Origin of the sequence: Oceanobacillus indicireducens (assembly GCF_014647195.1) — a bacterium.
In the GTDB taxonomy this organism is placed as follows: domain Bacteria; phylum Bacillota; class Bacilli; order Bacillales; family Amphibacillaceae; genus Oceanobacillus; species Oceanobacillus indicireducens.
The window spans coordinates 107,173-124,788 of record NZ_BMOS01000006.1 but is presented as its reverse complement, the minus strand read 5'-3'; the positions used below and the strand labels follow the sequence as shown (position 1 = coordinate 124,788).

The window sequence follows — 17,616 nt, the reverse complement described above, 5'->3', positions numbered from 1 at the left end:
ATGAAGAAAAAACTAGATGACAGCAAGCCAATTTTCATGCAGATAAAGGATTTAATTGAGGATTCGATTATGGATGAATCCTATCAGACGGGGACCAGGGTACCATCAACGAATGAATTTGCTGCCTTTTATCAAATTAATCCTGCAACCGCTGGAAAAGGGATTAATGAGTTGGTCGGAGAAGGAATATTGGTTAAAAAGAGAGGGGTGGGCATGTTTGTTACCGAAACAGCAAAAGAGATTGTTATGGAGAAAAGGAAACAGACTTTTTATGACAATTACATGCTACCACTCAAAGAGGAAGCAAAAAAGCTTCAGATTAAAGATGAAGAACTTATAGAAATGCTGCAAAGGAAGGATGAAGGATATGAAGATTGAAGTGAATAATTTGAGTAAGAAGTATGGAGAAAAGTATGCATTAAATCATGTATCTTTTGCACTCGAGAAAAATAAAATCTACGGTCTGCTTGGGAGAAACGGTGCCGGGAAAACGACATTCATGAATATTCTTAGTGGCCAAATTATGCCATCGAGTGGAGAAATAAAAATTGCTGGTGAAAATCCATTCGATCAGCAAGAATTGACGGAATCGATTTGTCTGATTAAGGAATCCAATAACTTCCCCAAAGAACTGAAAATCAAAGATGTGTTAAAGATATTTTCTTACTTTTATCCGAATTGGGATTACTCCTTTGCAGAAGATTTATTAAAAGAATTTAATCTAACACCTCGATTAAAAGTAAAAGCATTATCCAAAGGGATGGAGTCTGCTTTAGGTATCACGGTTGGCTTAGCGAGCAGGGCTCCGATTACCGTTTTTGATGAACCATATATTGGAATGGACGCGCCGTCACGGAAACGATTTTATGAATTATTGTTAGAGGATTACGAGGATTATCCAAGAACAATCATCTTTTCCACCCATTTAATTGATGAGGTGAGTTTAATGTTTGAAGAGGTAATTATCTTGCAGGAAGGCTTGGTCGTTTTGCAGGAGGATTCAGAGGTGTTAAGACAACAAACGGTAGCCGTGTCTGGACCGACGGAAAAAGTAGATCAATTTTTACAAGGTAAAGATGTGATTGAACTCAAAAGTCTTGCAGGAAATTCAATGGCCTATGCCTTTGGTACTAGCGAAGAAGCGAAAGATTTCGGATTAGATGCAGAAGCGGTTCCGGTACAGGAATTAATGATTCATTTGACAGAAAAGAAAGGAGCGCACGCATGAATAATCAAGTGAAAGGACTTATTTATTATTATACACAAGACATGAAGTATCATGTGAAGATCTTTTGGACGATTCTAATTGCGATTACCGTTGCTACTAGTATTATGGCTTATTTCTTGATGGGCGTAGAAGGGAGCAGATTTTATTGGGCGTTCCCGTTTGCAACGTATACGAATGTCGCAATTATTGCTTTTCAAAGTGTTAAAAAGGACATTCCTTTTGGATTGAAAATGGGAGCGATTCGGAAAAACATTTTTCTGAGCTATGCCTATTTCTTCTTTTGCTATTCCCTATTAATGGCGATAGCGGCTAATACCTTGCAGACAATTTTAGAAGGGCTGCTTAACGTCTTCGGTGTTACAAACTATATTTTTGGACATCCGGTTATGCTGCTGACAGATACGTGGTTGACAAGAACAGTTATTGATACATTCATTATGTTCTTTCTTATGGCCTTACTATTATTAGTCGGATTAATATTTTACCAATCTGGTTTACTAGGTGGAGGAATTACATTAGGAGCAATACTAGTCGTAATCTTGTATGGTCTTTTTGAGGGCTGGTTAATTGAAGCATTTGCGAATATTTTATCTGATGCATCCATGCTGACTTTTGCAACGATTTTCGTAATCGGTATTGGTTTATATCTTTTTAGTTATCTGTTTATACAGAGGGTGACTGTTGTGAGGAAGGTGTAAAGTAGAGCACAGAAACTTTAGTTTTTGGAACGCTCGAAAATTAAATGAAGGGGAACAATGAAATTATGGAGTATTTGTAAATTATAACTTGACATTTATACAATAATAAGATATTGTTTACAACAATTTAATATCCAATTTGATGACGAAAACGAGTAATTATGGAATCTTATCTACAGAGAGTTGACGAATTGCTGAGAGTCAATGGTAAGTCCGTAATGAAAATCCTTTCCGAGAAGCAAAGTTGAATGGAATTAAACTTTGACGGCATCCTACCGATAACCAGGACACGTATGATAGTACGTAGTGTATTTAGCAAGTAAAAAAACCACCACTGCGATGGTTTTTTATTTTGTTTAAAGGCGAGTTAAATAGGAGCTCGATTCTACGTAGGTGGAATCGGGCTTTTTTAATATTAAATGAGGTGATATTTTGAAGGAAACAAATGTCGAGAGGGAATTAAGAATACGTAAAAAATGGGAGCGGGAGAAAACTTTTCAACATTCAATCTCTAATCGCGAGGGGAAAGAGACGTATGTTTTTTATGAAGGGCCGCCGACAGCTAACGGATTACCCCATGCAGGTCACGCACTTGGCAGAACCATCAAAGATTTTGTAGCAAGATATAAGACGATGTCAGGATATCAAGTATTAAGAAAGGCGGGATGGGATACACATGGTTTACCTGTCGAGTTAGAAGTTGAAAAGCAGTTAAACATTCGTGGGAAGGATCAGATTGAAGCGTACGGGATTGAAAATTTTATCCAAAAGTGTAAAGAGAGTGTTTTCACTTATGAAAATGAGTGGAGAGAATTCACCGAAGAACTTGGGTATTGGGTAGATATGGATGCCCCTTATGTAACGTTGAACAATGAATATATTGAGTCTGTTTGGAATATCTTATCGATTATCCATCAGAAAGAATTGTTGTATAAAGGACACCGGGTTGTTCCGTATTGCCCAAACTGTGAGACTTCTCTAAGCTCACATGAAGTTGCACAGGGGTATAAAGATGTATCAGATCTATCTGTAACCGCAAAATTTCGTTTGAAAGGGAAGGAAAACGAATATTTTCTAGGTTGGACAACAACGCCATGGACGTTACCAGGTAATGTTGCACTTGCTGTGAATCCGAATATGAACTATGTAAGAGTCAGAGTTGAAGAAGATATATATATTTTGGCAGAGTCTTTGGCACCTATGGTTTTAAAGGGAAATTATGAGATATTGGATGTGTTAAAAGGAAAAGAATTGATTGGTCTTTCATATGAAGCCATTTTTAATTATGTCACAGTAGATAAAGGATATCGTATTATTGGAGCGGATTTTGTAACGGAAAATAGTGGAACTGGTATTGTTCATTTGGCTCCTGCACACGGGGAAGATGACTATGAGGCAATCAAGGATTATGGATTTGACTTTGTAAATGTTGTTGATACAAAGGGGCGGTATAAGGATTATGTCACTCCGCTTGCAGGGCAATTTGTGAAAGATTGTGATGTCGAGATTATAAAAATGCTTGCCAAAGAAAATCTTTTATTCGATAAGAAAAAATATGAACACAGCTATCCTCATTGTTGGCGGTGTGATAGCCCACTTCTTTATTATGCCATGGAAGGCTGGTTTATTAAAACAACTGCTGTAAAAGAAAAAATGAAAGCAAATAACCAAGAAGTGGCTTGGCACCCGCCCCATATGAGAAATGGAAGGTTTGGGAACTTTTTGGATAACATGGTTGATTGGAATATCGGACGCAACAGATACTGGGGAACTCCGTTAAACGTATGGACTTGTGAGGGTTGTGGCGCTGAAAAAGCCCCACACTCTATAAATGAATTAAGAGACCTTTCTACCGAGGAGTTACCTGAACATATTGAGTTGCATAAACCATACGTGGACCGGATATACCTCAGATGTTCTTGCGGAGGTGTAATGATTAGAACGAGCGAGGTAATCGATGTGTGGTTTGATAGTGGTTCGATGCCATTTGCTCAATATCATTATCCATTTGAAAACGAAGCATTATTTCAGAAACAATTCCCAGCGGATGTAGTTATTGAAGGAGTTGATCAAACAAGAGGCTGGTTCTACAGTCTATTAGCAGTTTCCACTTTATTTACCGGCCAGTCACCATATAAACGAGTTCTTTCTTTAGGCCATATTTTAGATGAACATGGGCAAAAGATGTCTAAAAGCAAAGGGAATGCATTGAACCCTGCTGAGCTGATACATGAATTCGGCGCTGATTCATTAAGATGGGCGTTATTAGCCGACAGTTCGCCTTGGAATAATAAACGCTTTTCTAAACAAACAGTGAGTCAGGCAAAATCTAAAGTTATCGATACACTACAAAACGTATATTCGTTTTATTCCATGTATGCCAAGATAGATCAATTTGATGCCCGAAAAGATTTCGGCGGCAAACAGAACGTGCTTGATAAGTGGATTCTTTCACGCTTAAATACGGTAATAAAGGAAGTTACTCAAAGCTTAGAAGAATATGAAATTACGAGGGGTGCAACATCGATAGCATTATTTATCGATGAGGTAAGTAATTGGTATGTGAGAAATTCCAGACAGCGTTTCTGGAGCAGTGGAATGAGTGATGATAAACGAGCGGCTTTTAGCACTTTATTTGAAGTGTTAACGAAGCTCATGCAACTCATGGCTCCTTACACTCCATTTATTACAGAAGATATTTATTCCGAGTTAGTAGAAGATAGCGTTCATTTATCTGACTATCCTTCACCAGACGGGACAAAGATCGATCAACAATTAGAGAAAGATATGGATGCGGTATTACAAATAGTTGAACTTACAAGATCGATCAGAAATACAACAGGGATAAAAACGAAATTACCTCTGGCCCAACTGGTTATCATTTTAAAAGAAGAATTTGCTTCATTACAATTGGAAAAGTACGCTTCTATTATACGGGATGAATTGAATGTGAAGGACGTCATATTTAATGTAGATGAGCGTGCATATCTACAATACAATCTAAAATTAAACTTTTCCGTGGTTGGTCCAAAGTTAGGTAAGTACGTTGGTGAGGTAAAAAATAAGGTCGAGGCGCTAACTGATAAACAGAAAGAAAAAGTTGTTGAAGAAAAAGAACTGAAGTTACCGTTAAGTACAGGAGAAATGGTAACACTTACTTTAGGTGATTTAATAATCGAGAAAAAAGGCAGATCCAGTTTTGAATTATTAGAACGAAATAATATTACTGTTTTATTAGATACGGAACTGACGCAAGCATTAAAAGAAGAAGGATTGGTTAGGGAATTTATTCGTGCTGTTCAATCGTATCGGAAAGAGTTGAATCTTCCTGTTGAGTTAAGAATAGATCTTTTTATCCAAGCTAATCCGGAACTTCAAAAAGTATTAGTTAAGTTTGATGACTTGCTGCATGAAAATCTAATCGTTCAATCGATTAATTTTGAAGAAAAGCCAAAAATGAGGCGTTTTGAAGTGGAAGGAAATGAAATTCAACTGTATATTGAATCATAATTAAAAAATATCAAAGAGACAATGCTGCTTCGTTTCTTTGGTATTTTTGTTGAAAAGAAAGATAAATTTCCTCTAAATTTAACTTTCGTAGTCTGAAACATTGAGCTATCCCTTGGTATAATCAGTGCAACCAGTAATTCATTATAGTTATGGAACGATCCCAAAACTTCAATTGAGTGATTAGAGGATTCTAATGACTCGTTTGAAGGTGATTCGAGTTCATTCGAGTGAATAGCGGGGCTCTAATCGATCGAATGCAGCAGATTCCAGTCCGCTCGGGTAAATAGAGGAGCCCCATTCCCGTTTGAACAAGATCCTAGTTCACTCGGGCTGAAAATCTTATCAGCATCTGAAAACACTTACTTTGCTTGAATTCACTACTAAAGCTGTCCGTTTATGGTATTGAACTCTTCGTACAGTGGTTAAGAGCAATTTTATGAAGTTTATCAGTGCAAAAATTGAGTTTATAATAGAATGTTGAGGGAGAAAAATGGTGAACAGATTAAATCTCATCACATTCGGCACAAAGGATATCATCAAATCCCACAATTTTTTCAAACATCCTTATATATAGACTATAAAAATGTCCTAATCTTCTTCAAGCAGTCTTCAACAATCTCTTCTGGTGCATTTTCAATAGTTTCAGAATTTCTAGCTTTGAAATCTAAATTTTTTAGTTGATCCGTTTTAACGACACCATTTACCTTTAAATCATCAGGCAATCTAACATGAAATCCCCATTTATTTACATCCTATTGAAGAGCGATAAATCCTTTGAAATCCTTCGATATATGTTGTATTTAAGTATACATTCTTTAAAGGATTGTTTATGCTCCTTAAAACCCTCTGAAGATTTTTTATAACCCGCTATGTCTAGAAACTAACTTTAAACTTATCCTCAAAACTTGACGCGTGTCAATTACTCCCTTTGGATTCTTCGATATGATAAAGGCAGAAGATAACGCAATACTAAATATACCAAAAAGGAGAGATGAAGATGTTTATACGCTGGATTAATAAAGCTAAAAAACAAATTACGTTTCTATCAGGAGCATCGTTAATTCTCGCGCTTATTATTCATTATTTTGGTCCCTACGAGCTGAGGCAAGCAATCTTAGTGTTCGCTACAGTTTTAGCAGGAATTCCAATTTTCATTAAAGCGTACCAGGCCGTAAGAATGCGGGTGTTCAGCATTGAACTTCTTGTCACGATTGCCGTCATCGGCGCTCTATTCATTGGTGAGTTTGTTGAGTCAGCTGTCGTGACGTTCTTATTTTTATTCGGGGATTACTTGGAAACACGTACACTGGAGAAGACCCGCCGCTCATTGAAAGACCTTGTCGATATGGCACCACAGGAAGCAACGGTTATCCGTAACGGCGAGACAGAGACAATTCCAGTGGAAAATGTCGTGGCAGGTGATCGCATCATCATTCGTTCCGGGGGAAAAGTGCCAGTAGACGGAAAGGTCGTTTCTGGGCAAGCCTTTCTGAATGAAGCTGCAGTCACCGGGGAATCTGTACCGGTATCAAAGCGTAACGATGATCAAGTGTTCAGTGGAACGATTGTTGATAATGGATATATTGAAATGATTGCGGAACGAGTCGGGGATGACACGACGTTTGCGAAAATCATTGAGTTAGTTGAAGAAGCTCAGGAGTCCAAATCAAAAACACAAAAATTCTTGGATAGATTCGCCAATATTTATACACCGGCAGTTGTTGTTTTATCGATACTCGTTTACCTGATAACAAGGGATCTGCATATCGCGATTACATTCTTAGTTGTCGCTTGTCCTGGTGCCCTCGTAATCGGTGCCCCGGTATCGAGCGTAGCGGGGATTGGTAATGGTGCAAGAAACGGCGTTCTCGTAAAAGGTGGAGAAATGATGGATAACCTCTCCAAAGTAGACACCCTTGTCTTTGATAAAACGGGTACACTAACGAAAGGAAAGCCGGAAGTTACGGATATTAAAACGTTCGGTAATTATGATGAAGTGACATTATTACAGCTTGTAGCTGAAGCGGAAACAATCTCTGAACATCACTTGGGTCAAACGATTGTGAAGGAGGCTCAAGCAAGAAATCTTGAATTAACAAGAGAGCCGGAAAGTAGTGAAGTCATTAAAGGGGGCGGAATCAAAGCTACCGTTGGCGATTATGGGCTTGCAATTGGTAATCGTAAATTGATGAATGCAGAAGGAATCCACATACCAGAAGAAGTGGCAATTTATCAAATTAACCAAGAAAAGGCAGGAAATACCGCTATTTTCGTAAGCATCGATGGTGCGATAGCAGGAATATTCTCCATTGCAGACCAGATTAGAGAGGATGCTAAAGCTGCACTAGCTGAAATGAGACGTAATGGTGTGAAGAAAATTATCATGCTGACGGGTGACAACAAACATGCAGCAGAACTTGTCTCCAACGAGTTGGGCATTGATGTGTTTTATGCAGAATTGTTACCAGAAGACAAAGTAAAGTATGTGAAAAAGTTGAAGGAATCCGGTCACGTTGTCGCCATGGCCGGGGACGGAATCAACGACGCACCGGCGATTGCTACTGCAGATATCGGGCTTGCGATGGGAGAAGGAGGGACGGATATATCAATGGAAACAGCAGATGTCGTCTTGATGGCAGATAAATTGTCGCAGTACTCCCACGCTTATTCTTTATCAAAAGCGACAATTCGTAATATGAAGCAAAACACATTCCTTGCTGTCGGAGTCGTGTTCCTTCTCTTAATAGGAGTACTTGCAGGAGTAATCAATCTAGCGTCAGGAATGTTCATCCATGAAGCAAGCGTACTTGCGGTAATTTTAAATGCGATGCGACTAATCCGTTTCAACAAGAAGAATCAAGAAGTCAAAGAAAGTCTTAAAGCAAAACTTGTTTAATGGGGTCAGCGAATAGAAACGATTCCCTGCGAGCACAAAATATCAAAGAAAAAATTTAAAAACTTGACGTAGGTCAAAGAAAGAATATGGGATACAGGATATGATAAAGGTAGAAAATAACAAAGGAGAGATGAATAATGACAACAGTTAAATTTCAATTGGAGCCCCTCACTTGCCCAACATGTATTAAAAAGATTGAAACAGGTTTAAGCAGAATCGATGGTATAGAAGAAGCGAAAGTGATGTTCAACTCAAGTAAAGTAAAGGCAACGTTTAATGAAGAACAGGTTAGTGCTGATGACATAAAGGAAACAATAGAAAAATTAGGTTACGCTGTACTGTAATAAAGTAAAATACAAGCAACTCACCTGGTTTCGTTAGGTGGGTTGCTATTTTAGTTGCTGGAAAACCTTTCTAATGGTATAGTTAAATTATAATTACTATAAAGTAATAACGTATATAGTTTGTTTTATTAAATTCTCCTCAAGAAAGGATACTTAATATGTTCAACTATCTAATCAAAAGCCGTCCTGGCCAGTTTCTTCTCGTTGGTATTTTCTTTATTATTCTTGGATTTATATTCGCGCCGTTTATTGAAATCGTGAGTCGACTATCATTTTATGCAGCGATATTCTTTTTAGGATTCTTTGCTGCGAAAAGTGCAGTAGTAGATACCATTCAATCGAAATCTCCCAATGTTGACTTACTTATGATTTTAGCTGCGCTTGGTGCGGTTCTTATTAATTATGAATCGGAAGGAGCGATTCTTTTACTCATTTTCGCCGGAGCAGAGGCGCTTGAAGATTATGCATCAGCTAAATCGACCAATGCTATTTCCGAGCTTATGTCACAAGTTCCATCAACTGCGCAAGTTTTAAGAGATAATGGGGAAGTTGTTGAGATTCCGACAGACGATTTAAACATAGGAGATATGGTTGTTGTATCAAAAGGAGAGCTTATTCCCATTGATGGCATCACGGACCGGCAAACAATGGTGAACGAAGCTGCGTTGACTGGAGAATCTGTTCCTGTTAGTAAAGAAAAAGGAGATGAAGTATTTGCAGGAACAATTAATGAAGGTCATGCTTTTCATCTTGAAGTGAACAAATTAAGTAATGAGACAGTATTTTCCAATATTATACGGATGGTTGAAGAAGCACAAAATCGGCCGTCTAATGTATCCAAATTTATTGACCGGATTGAATCGAAATATGTGATCAGTGTGTTGGTTGGGGTTCCAATTTTTATTTTTATCCTTTACGCATTTAATGATTTTACCTTCCAAGAAGCATTTTATCGTGGGATGGTTATGTTGACGGTAGCAAGTCCATGTGCACTTGTAGCATCCGCCACTCCGGCTACCCTCAGTGCGATCAGTAATGGGGCAAGGAATGGTGTGTTATTTAAAGGTGGAGCGGCAATGGAAGCACTGAGCACGATGGATGTGCTCTATAGTGATAAAACTGGTACGCTTACACATGGCGAATTTGAAGTTGTTGATTATGCAGCACAAGAGGATACATTAAGTGAAGTCGTATATATGGAGCAACAGTCCAGTCACCCGATTGCAAGAGCGATTGTAGACACGTTCAATTATTTGGATTTAGACCAGATTGATCGGAATGAACCGGTTGAAGAAGTAGCTGGTTCCGGAATGAAAAAAGGTGAAATTCAAATCGGAAAGCCTTCTGTATTTGATCAGTATGAAGATATTCATAATTACCGGAAGAAAGCGATTGACGGAAATACGAATATTTTTGTAGGAAAAAATAACAAAATCGTCGGCTACTTCTCTCTTGCTGATCGCGTGCGGAAAGAATCTGCCGAAGCGGTGGCGGGATTCCAAAAGGAAGGGATCCGTGTTGCCTTGCTTACAGGAGATAACGAAACGGTTGCGAAGAAAGTCGCAGATGAAGTTGGTGGAGTTGATTATGTTGCATCGTGTCTACCGGAAGACAAAATTAAATACATTCATGAGAGCCAGCAAGCAGGTAAGATTGTCGGAATGATTGGGGATGGGATCAACGATGCGCCAGCACTTGCGAATGCAGATATTGGTATCGCGATGGGAAGCGGTTCATCTGTTGCAATGGAATCATCCGATGTCGTTATTGTAAAAAATAACTTAGCCAAACTATTTTATAGCTTCAAGCTAAGTCACAGACTAAATCGAATTATTGTTGGGAACGTTGCTTTTTCCATTGGGGTGATTCTCGCCTTGGTTATCTTGAATTTATTTGGATTATTGAATTTACCAATGGCAGTGTTATTCCATGAAGGTTCCACTATTCTAGTAATCTTAAATGGATTACGCTTATTAAGACAAGGAAAGCAGAAAAAATAGAGCTGGAAGCACGGCTTGCTTATTAGTATGAAATAGGGTTAAGGAATTAATTTTTCTTGACTCTTTTTTCTTGCTTTCCAGTATGAATTCCAAGTTGATAAAGTGAAACTTCATTCAGTGGGGGTTTCCTTACCTCCGCCACTGAATGTTAGTTGAACAGAATCAGGGATTTACGGACTATCTATCCCCCACCTTCACATGTTGGGCTTCCCTCCTGTTTAGAGGTGGGGGTATTATAGACCGTTAATGCGTGATAAACATCATAATAAAAAAGAAAGCAGAATGGTTTCTTCTGACCATCCGCTTTCTTATATTATTGTAATACCCAATGTCCGTCCGATACTTCTTTTAAAACACCCCCCTTAATATGGAAATTGCGTCGTTCAATATTTCTGTTCAATCTAACCGATTCGATTGCAGGATTCGGAACAGGGACAGCGTCTAAAAGTGATTTCGTATATGGATGGATAGGATTACTGTATAATTCCTCACTCTCGGCAAGTTCGATAATTTTTCCAGCATTCATGACTGCTATTCGGTCACTTATATGTTTAACAACTGACAAGTCGTGGGCGATAAATAAATAAGTAAGTCCGAATTTTTTCTGTAAATCCTTCAGCAAGCTGACAATTTGAGCTTGGATCGATACATCAAGTGCAGATAAGGGTTCATCACATACAATGAATTTGGGCTCAACTGCCAGTGCACGGGCAATCCCGATTCTTTGTCGCTGTCCGCCGGAGAACTCATGTGGATAACGCATGGCATGTTCCTTTTGTAACCCTACGAGCTGTAATAAATCCTCCACACGTTCTCTCCGTTCTTTTTTTGTGTTATATAATTTATGGATATCCAATGGTTGACCGATAATATCCAATATCTTCATTCTTGGATTGAGAGAAGCATACGGATCCTGAAAAATAATCTGAATTTCTTTTCGAAGCTGTTTCATTTCTTTCGTGTTCATTCGATTAAGTGACATGCCCCTGTATAAAATATCGCCGCCAATCCCTTTTTGTAATTGTAATAAAAGTCTACCTGTAGTCGACTTACCTGAGCCGGATTCTCCCACCAAGCCTAGTGTTTCACCAGGATGAATCGAAAAGCTAATAGAATCAACCGCTTTTATTGAGCGACCTGCTCCCATGGGAAATTCTTGTGTTAAATCCTGCACTTCGATTAGCGGTTGATCAGGCTGGATATCTTTAGGTAACGTAATTTGTCCTTTAGGTTCTTTTTTAGCATTAATTTGTGGTAATGCATTTAAAAGCTTTTTCGTATATGGATGCTTTGGAGCGGAAAATACTTTTTCAATCGTATTTTGCTCCACAACTTCTCCATCTTTCATAACGATGACCCTGTCACACATTCCAGCGACAACCCCAAGGTCATGTGTAATCAATATAATGGAGGTGTCAAATTGCTGTTGCATTCTTTTCATTAAACGTAAAATTTGCGCTTGAATTGTCACATCAAGTGCTGTTGTCGGTTCGTCAGCGATTAGTAACTTTGGCTGACAGGAGAGTGCCATTGCTATCATGACACGTTGTCTCATCCCGCCGGAAAATTCATGAGGATATTGATTGTAGCGTTCCTCTGCATTCGTAATGCCAACCATTTTCAGCATATCAATCGTTCTTTTCTTTGCTTCAGCAGATGAAAATTTTTGGTGCTTCCGAAGGGTTTCATCAATCTGTTTTCCAATCCTTATCGTTGGGTTCAAGGAAGTCATTGGGTCTTGGAAAATCATGCTAATATCATTTCCTCTAATGGTGTCCATCTGCTGAACTGTATACTCGGAAATTGGCTTTTCGAAAAATTGAATATTACCAGCGGTCATTAAAGAAGGAGGAGATGGCAATAGCTTCATAATTGAACGGGCAGTGACACTTTTACCAGACCCTGATTCTCCAACGATTCCTAGAGTCTCTCCCTTATGTACATCAAATGTTATTCCTTTAACAGCCTCCGTTACTTTATTTTGGGTGATAAAGGAAACGTGTAAATCATCTACCTGTAAAATTTTCTCCATTATGATTACCCTCATTTTTAAATAGTTATAATTGAAATTATGTAGTCTTAATATATTGACTTCTTGTTGATTACATTTTATGCTATTGAATAGTATACTAAATCCCTAGGGATAATCAAGATTAATGCAAAGAGGGTGATTTGACTGCCTAAACTTAAAGAGAACGGCTTTGCTGTAACTTACCGCAATTTGAGTGAAAGTACTTTCTTTAGTAGTTTGCTATTTTTGTCAGGTTTGCTTATTCATATATTTACCGGGATTGCTTATTTGACAGGGGCAAGAAATAAGGAGTATGAACAAGCCCTGCAAAAGAAAATTAACATAAAGAAAGAATCTTCTACATATCTTAATTTGTTGGAACGTTATAAACAACAATATAAAAATAAACAACAATTTTTCCATCGCCCGGTGAATGAAAAAGAAATGAACGATGAAGCGGCTAATTTGGCAAATGAACGGATCCAAGAGATGGCGGAAAAAGAATTAGCTACTGAAAATCTAACGAGAGAAAATTACGCTACCTTTTTTGGAAAATGTCTTGAAAAACCACTTTTCGTTATAGTTACTTTCATCCCGGGAATTTTAATGTATTTATTGTTATTGGTTTATCCGAGACCAATGATTCGATACATTGCGGAACGACTCGTACAAACCCTTTTTGTAATTATTTCTGTGATTATTTTTGTGTTTACCATCTTACACTTTTCACCAACGGATACGGCCGCGAACATATTGGGAGAAGCAGCAACAATGGAACAACGTGAGGCTTTTAATCAACAATACGGATTGGAACAACCATACATTGTGCAACTGTGGGATGCAATAAAAGGAATTCTTACATTTGATTTGGGGAGTTCTTATACCGGAAATGAAAATGTCATAAAAACCATTAGTGATCGTTTTCCGATCACGCTAACTATTGCAACATGGTCACTATTAATGTCAGTCATTATAGCTTTACCGTTTGGAATAATATCTGCAGCCAAACGGAATTCATTTTGGGATTATAGCTTTATGTTTATTGCCTTGATAGGTTTATCGATTCCAAACTTTTGGCAAGGACTTATTTTCATCTTAACGTTTGCTATAAAGTGGAATATACTACCTGCAACCTATTATCCAGGTGATATGGCTTCGATTATCATGCCAGTTATTGTACTTGGTACAGGATTGACTGCTTCCGTTGCGCGGATGACTCGTTCATCTATTTTAGAGGTCATTAGTGAGGACTATATTGTGACAGCAAAGTCAAAGGGACTATTGCCGAGAAGTATTTTTATGAACCACGCTCTTCGAAATGCGATGATTCCGATCATAACAATTATCGGTCTTCAGTTTGGTGGGATGCTTGGGGGTGCGGCAGTCACAGAGAAGGTCTTCAATATTAGTGGGTTAGGTAGTTATATTGTGGATAAACAATTCATCCCGGATATTCCTTCTGTCCTTGGAGGAGTCGTCTATATTGCGATTGTTATATCGATCGTGAATTTAGTTGTTGATATTTTATATGCTTTCCTGGATCCAAGAATCCGTTCGGAAATGAAGAAAACGTAACGAGGTGGAAAAAAGTGACATTGCCAAAAACTTTTATACTTAAAAACTCACAAAAATACAAGCATGCTCATTTTGCCTTTGTTCTCTCTCTAGCATTGACAATCGTTTGCTTCTTTAATGCGTATGATTATCAGGAAGGTCTCTGGAGTGTGTCTTGGAGTATTGTTACACTTGCCTATTTAATTGGAACAGTCTTGCAAGGTGTACTTATTCAATTGTTAAAGAAAGATTTGCGGGACAAAGGCGAAATTCAAAAAAGGACGAGGGTCCTGAGTACCCTTCAGTTGCTGGGGATAACAGTTGGAAATGTTTTTATCACTGCATTTGCTTTTAGAGTGCTAAGAAAGGAAGAATCTATTGAATATACATTGGCATATTATATGCTCTTGACGAACATTTTAATATTTACTGTGTCACTATTCAATATTTTTAAACCTTATGTATCTAATACATTTTTACCATCGATGAGTATTTTGGCGCTCTTCATTATATTTTCTTTAATTACAGTAATCATTTTTGGGAAAATTGATTTGATTCAAGGTGGTTATTCGAAATTAAAATGGTTAGGTGGTGTGGTATTATTAGCCGGGTTTACAGGAAATTTGTTTGGTTTTGTTTTAGGTTATAGCATTCTATTAAAAACAGTGATTAGAGATGATTCAAAAATTGATAGGTGGAATAAATTCTGGTTAAGTATTACTAAAAACTTCACAGCCATGCTTGGATTATTGTTTGTTATTTTTACATTTTCCATTTCAGTAATAAGTTACGGAACATTTGTAGACAGATTTGCCACGGAAAATAACTACGCATCCATGCTAATGGAGCCAAGTTTAGCCTATCCATTTGGAACAGATGACTTTGGCAGGGATGTATTCTCAAGAATTATCTATGGGGCTAGAATTTCATTAACCGTAGGAGTCATAACGACGATTATTCCGTTAGTTATTGGCGGATTCCTAGGAGCTCTGGCCGGATATTATAAAAATACACTCGACAATGTACTAATGCGTATTTTGGATGTAATTTATGCAGTTCCAGGTATTCTGCTTGCTATCGCGATTATTGCAGCATTTGGTTCAAGCACGACTAATTTAATCATTGCGTTAAGTGTGGGATCGATTCCGACCTATGCCAGAACAATGCGTGCTAACGTGCTATCGGTTTCCAACCTGGAATTTGTAGAGGCATCTAAGGCATTAGGAGAATCAGAGTGGAAGATTATTTTTAAGCAGGTCGTTCCTAATTCTTTTGCTCCTATGATTGTGAAGGCATCTTTAACGATTGGAACTGCAGTGATTGCGACAAGTAGTTTGAGCTTCCTCGGCTTAGGGGTTGAACCGCATATTCCAGAGTGGGGGAATATATTAAAAGTAGGAAGCATGTATCTGGAGACAAATCCCTATTTAGCTATTTTTCCGGGTATCGCGATAATTTTACTCGTCTTGTCCTTTAACTTTTTAGGTGATGGGTTAAGGGATGCATTAGATCCAAAGCTAGATTAATATATTTACTAAATTTGGGGGTTAATACATTGAAAAGATTATATGTCTTGTTAGGCGCTTTTTTGCTCATTTTAACGGGTTGCCTAAATACGGAGTCAGATGTAAATGAGGGTGGAAGCGGAGAAATAGATTCGGGGGATAATACGGTTGAAATTTTAGGAATGGGTTCAAATGAGGATGATTTAAATATTCTGCGTGATCAGCTGACGAAAAATGGATTCAATGTTAAGCTGAATATACAACCAGATTACGGTAGCTTTACAACGCAGAAAGAAGCAGGAAATTATGATTTAGCATTAAACAGCTGGACGACAGTAACTGGCAATCCGGATTATGCGGTACGCTCGTTATTTACTTCAGAAGGAGATAACAGCTTGTTTGCGGATGAACGGGCAGATGAGTTGATCAATCAAGCAAGTACAGAGTTAGCAGACGAATATGTGGAAACATATAAAGAATTAGAGCAGCATATTGTATTTGACCAGGCGTATATCGTACCGCTTTACACATCTTATAAAGCACAAGGGGTAAATCACGAAATAATTGATGAGTCTTCTGTGCGCCTGCCAAAATCAAGGGCAGCAGTTTGGGAGGCCATAGATTTTACAGATACTTCTAAGCGGGATACAGAGCCTCTGATTTTACAACAAGCAATTGGAACGCTGACGTCATTGGATCCTATTAAAGGAAACGATGGTTCTATCAATACATTAAATACGAATCTGTACGTGCGTCTTGTTAATTTAACTGATGATGATGAAATTGTTTCAGACGGTTCATTGTCTTTAAACCATACAATTGCAGAGGGAAATGAGGAGTATTATTTCTTATTGCGTGACGATATTGAATTTGCTGCAGTAGAAGACGGCACAGCTGTAAATACAGGGGAACTTGTTGGGGCTGAAGATGTTGTATTCTCGCTAGAACGTGCAAAAAACCCAAATTCAGTTCCAGACCATCGGACATACAGCCTTCATGAAAATATGGAAGAGATTTCGATTGTCAGTGATTTAAGTGAGCTTGATGGCGATACAGCTGATGGCAGAACAATCCGAGAAGCATTAGAAGACGGAATTGATCAAGAGATTGAAGCATTAACGTCGGATAAAACTGAAGTTGATAACTCATCGGGAGTTTATCAAGTTGTGAAAGTAAGAACAACAAATCCTTTCCCGCAAGTTCTTAATTATCTCGCTCATCAATCTGGCGGAATTGTCTCTAAAGAGCAAGTTGAAAAGATCAATACGTATGAAGTAGAAGATTATGATGTGAATACAGATATTGCTTACGGTGATCAATCTACTGTTCTAGAAGACAGTGATCAAGAGAATACCCTCTATGCAAGCGGGCCTTATATAATGACCTATAAAAATGATTATGAAGCCCATTTTGTGAAAAATCCGGGGTATATGCCTGGTACGGATTATGAGCCTAACATATCAGAAGTTATTGTAAGATTTATAGAAGACTCTGATAGTGCTCTATCAGCGCTGCGGAATGGGGAAATTCATATCTTAAACGGTGTTCCGGAAAACAAATACGATATTGTTGAAGAGGATGATAAATTAACACTTCAGCAAAATGAAAGTAATGGCGTTACCTATCTTGCTTTCAATATGGAAGACAAAGACCGTGAAATAGCTACAAATACAGAATTACGCCAAGCTGTACTTTATTCTATTAATCAAGACGATATAATTGAGTATTACCATGGTAATAAAATGCCTGCAGTTTCTACTATTAGTCCATTAGTTGATACTGGATTGAAACTAGAAGCTGATAGTGATAAAGTCAAAGAATTATTACAATAAAGTGAAACTCATTCAGTGGGGGGCTTACCCATCCATAC

At 38.1% G+C, this 17,616-nt stretch carries 11 protein-coding genes and 1 pseudogene; 10 read left to right on the top strand and 2 right to left on the bottom strand.

What is annotated here, in order from left to right:
* From IEX94_RS05935 to ileS, 4 genes are all read left to right on the top strand, one after another.
* A complete protein-coding gene (locus IEX94_RS05935) occupies nucleotides 1–378 on the top strand; it encodes a GntR family transcriptional regulator (RefSeq protein ID WP_156857841.1) in 378 nt (125 codons plus the stop codon).
* A complete protein-coding gene (locus IEX94_RS05930) occupies nucleotides 368–1,228 on the top strand; it encodes an ABC transporter ATP-binding protein (protein ID WP_188856432.1) in 861 nt (286 codons plus the stop codon). Before IEX94_RS05935 ends, IEX94_RS05930 begins: the two co-directional genes overlap by 11 nt.
* On the top strand, nucleotides 1,225–1,926 hold the full coding sequence (locus tag IEX94_RS05925) for a hypothetical protein (protein ID WP_188856431.1): 702 nt from the start codon (nucleotides 1,225–1,227) through the stop codon (nucleotides 1,924–1,926). The genes IEX94_RS05930 and IEX94_RS05925 overlap by 4 nt, the downstream gene beginning before the upstream one ends.
* Before the next feature lie 432 nt (nucleotides 1,927–2,358).
* On the top strand, nucleotides 2,359–5,436 hold the full coding sequence (gene ileS, locus IEX94_RS05920; protein ID WP_156857839.1) for an isoleucine--tRNA ligase: 3,078 nt from the start codon (nucleotides 2,359–2,361) through the stop codon (nucleotides 5,434–5,436).
* A 575-nt stretch (nucleotides 5,437–6,011) separates the two neighbouring features.
* Here ileS and IEX94_RS20240 read toward each other — a convergent pair.
* Nucleotides 6,012–6,170 (bottom strand): annotated as a pseudogene (locus IEX94_RS20240) (type II toxin-antitoxin system PemK/MazF family toxin); the annotation flags it as partial.
* 263 nt (nucleotides 6,171–6,433) lie between these two features.
* Here IEX94_RS20240 and IEX94_RS05910 point away from each other — a divergent pair.
* From IEX94_RS05910 to IEX94_RS05900, 3 genes are all read left to right on the top strand, one after another.
* Nucleotides 6,434–8,332 (top strand): heavy metal translocating P-type ATPase, encoded by a 1,899-nt coding sequence (locus IEX94_RS05910; protein WP_188856430.1) that lies wholly within the window; start codon nucleotides 6,434–6,436, stop codon nucleotides 8,330–8,332.
* 137 nt (nucleotides 8,333–8,469) lie between these two features.
* Nucleotides 8,470–8,676, top strand: a complete 207-nt coding sequence (locus IEX94_RS05905; protein WP_188856429.1) for a heavy-metal-associated domain-containing protein — start codon at nucleotides 8,470–8,472, stop codon at nucleotides 8,674–8,676.
* Nucleotides 8,677–8,834: 158 nt separating this feature from the next.
* Nucleotides 8,835–10,676, top strand: a complete 1,842-nt coding sequence (locus IEX94_RS05900; protein WP_188856428.1) for a heavy metal translocating P-type ATPase — start codon at nucleotides 8,835–8,837, stop codon at nucleotides 10,674–10,676.
* 313 nt (nucleotides 10,677–10,989) lie between these two features.
* On the opposite strand, the gene IEX94_RS20110 is transcribed toward IEX94_RS05900, so the two are convergent.
* Nucleotides 10,990–12,708 (bottom strand): ABC transporter ATP-binding protein, encoded by a 1,719-nt coding sequence (locus tag IEX94_RS20110; RefSeq protein WP_188856427.1) that lies wholly within the window; start codon nucleotides 12,706–12,708, stop codon nucleotides 10,990–10,992.
* 216 nt (nucleotides 12,709–12,924) lie between these two features.
* Between IEX94_RS20110 and IEX94_RS05890 the strand changes: the two genes are divergently transcribed.
* The 3 genes from IEX94_RS05890 to IEX94_RS05880 are packed head-to-tail and all read left to right on the top strand — an operon-like array spanning nucleotide 12,925 to nucleotide 17,578.
* A complete protein-coding gene (locus IEX94_RS05890) occupies nucleotides 12,925–14,262 on the top strand; it encodes an ABC transporter permease (RefSeq protein ID WP_373290800.1) in 1,338 nt (445 codons plus the stop codon).
* 14 nt (nucleotides 14,263–14,276) lie between these two features.
* Nucleotides 14,277–15,767, top strand: a complete 1,491-nt coding sequence (locus IEX94_RS05885) for an ABC transporter permease (RefSeq protein WP_188856426.1) — start codon at nucleotides 14,277–14,279, stop codon at nucleotides 15,765–15,767.
* A 29-nt stretch (nucleotides 15,768–15,796) separates the two neighbouring features.
* Entirely contained in the window at nucleotides 15,797–17,578 is a 1,782-nt protein-coding gene (locus IEX94_RS05880) for an ABC transporter substrate-binding protein (RefSeq protein WP_188856425.1), read from the top strand.
* The last annotated feature ends 38 nt before the right edge of the window (nucleotides 17,579–17,616 follow it).

What these genes read in the sequence shown, in the direction of transcription:
- IEX94_RS05925 (WP_188856431.1), top strand. Translation starts at nt 1,225, where the DNA reads ATGAATAATCAAGTGAAAGGACTTATTTATTATTATACACAAGACATG.
- IEX94_RS05910 (WP_188856430.1), top strand. Translation starts at nt 6,434, where the DNA reads ATGTTTATACGCTGGATTAATAAAGCTAAAAAACAAATTACGTTTCTA.
- IEX94_RS05900 (WP_188856428.1), top strand. Translation starts at nt 8,835, where the DNA reads ATGTTCAACTATCTAATCAAAAGCCGTCCTGGCCAGTTTCTTCTCGTT.
- IEX94_RS20110 (WP_188856427.1), bottom strand. Translation starts at nt 12,708, where the DNA reads ATGGAGAAAATTTTACAGGTAGATGATTTACACGTTTCCTTTATCACC.
- IEX94_RS05935 (WP_156857841.1), top strand. Translation starts at nt 1, where the DNA reads ATGAAGAAAAAACTAGATGACAGCAAGCCAATTTTCATGCAGATAAAG.
- IEX94_RS05905 (WP_188856429.1), top strand. Translation starts at nt 8,470, where the DNA reads ATGACAACAGTTAAATTTCAATTGGAGCCCCTCACTTGCCCAACATGT.
- IEX94_RS05930 (WP_188856432.1), top strand. Translation starts at nt 368, where the DNA reads ATGAAGATTGAAGTGAATAATTTGAGTAAGAAGTATGGAGAAAAGTAT.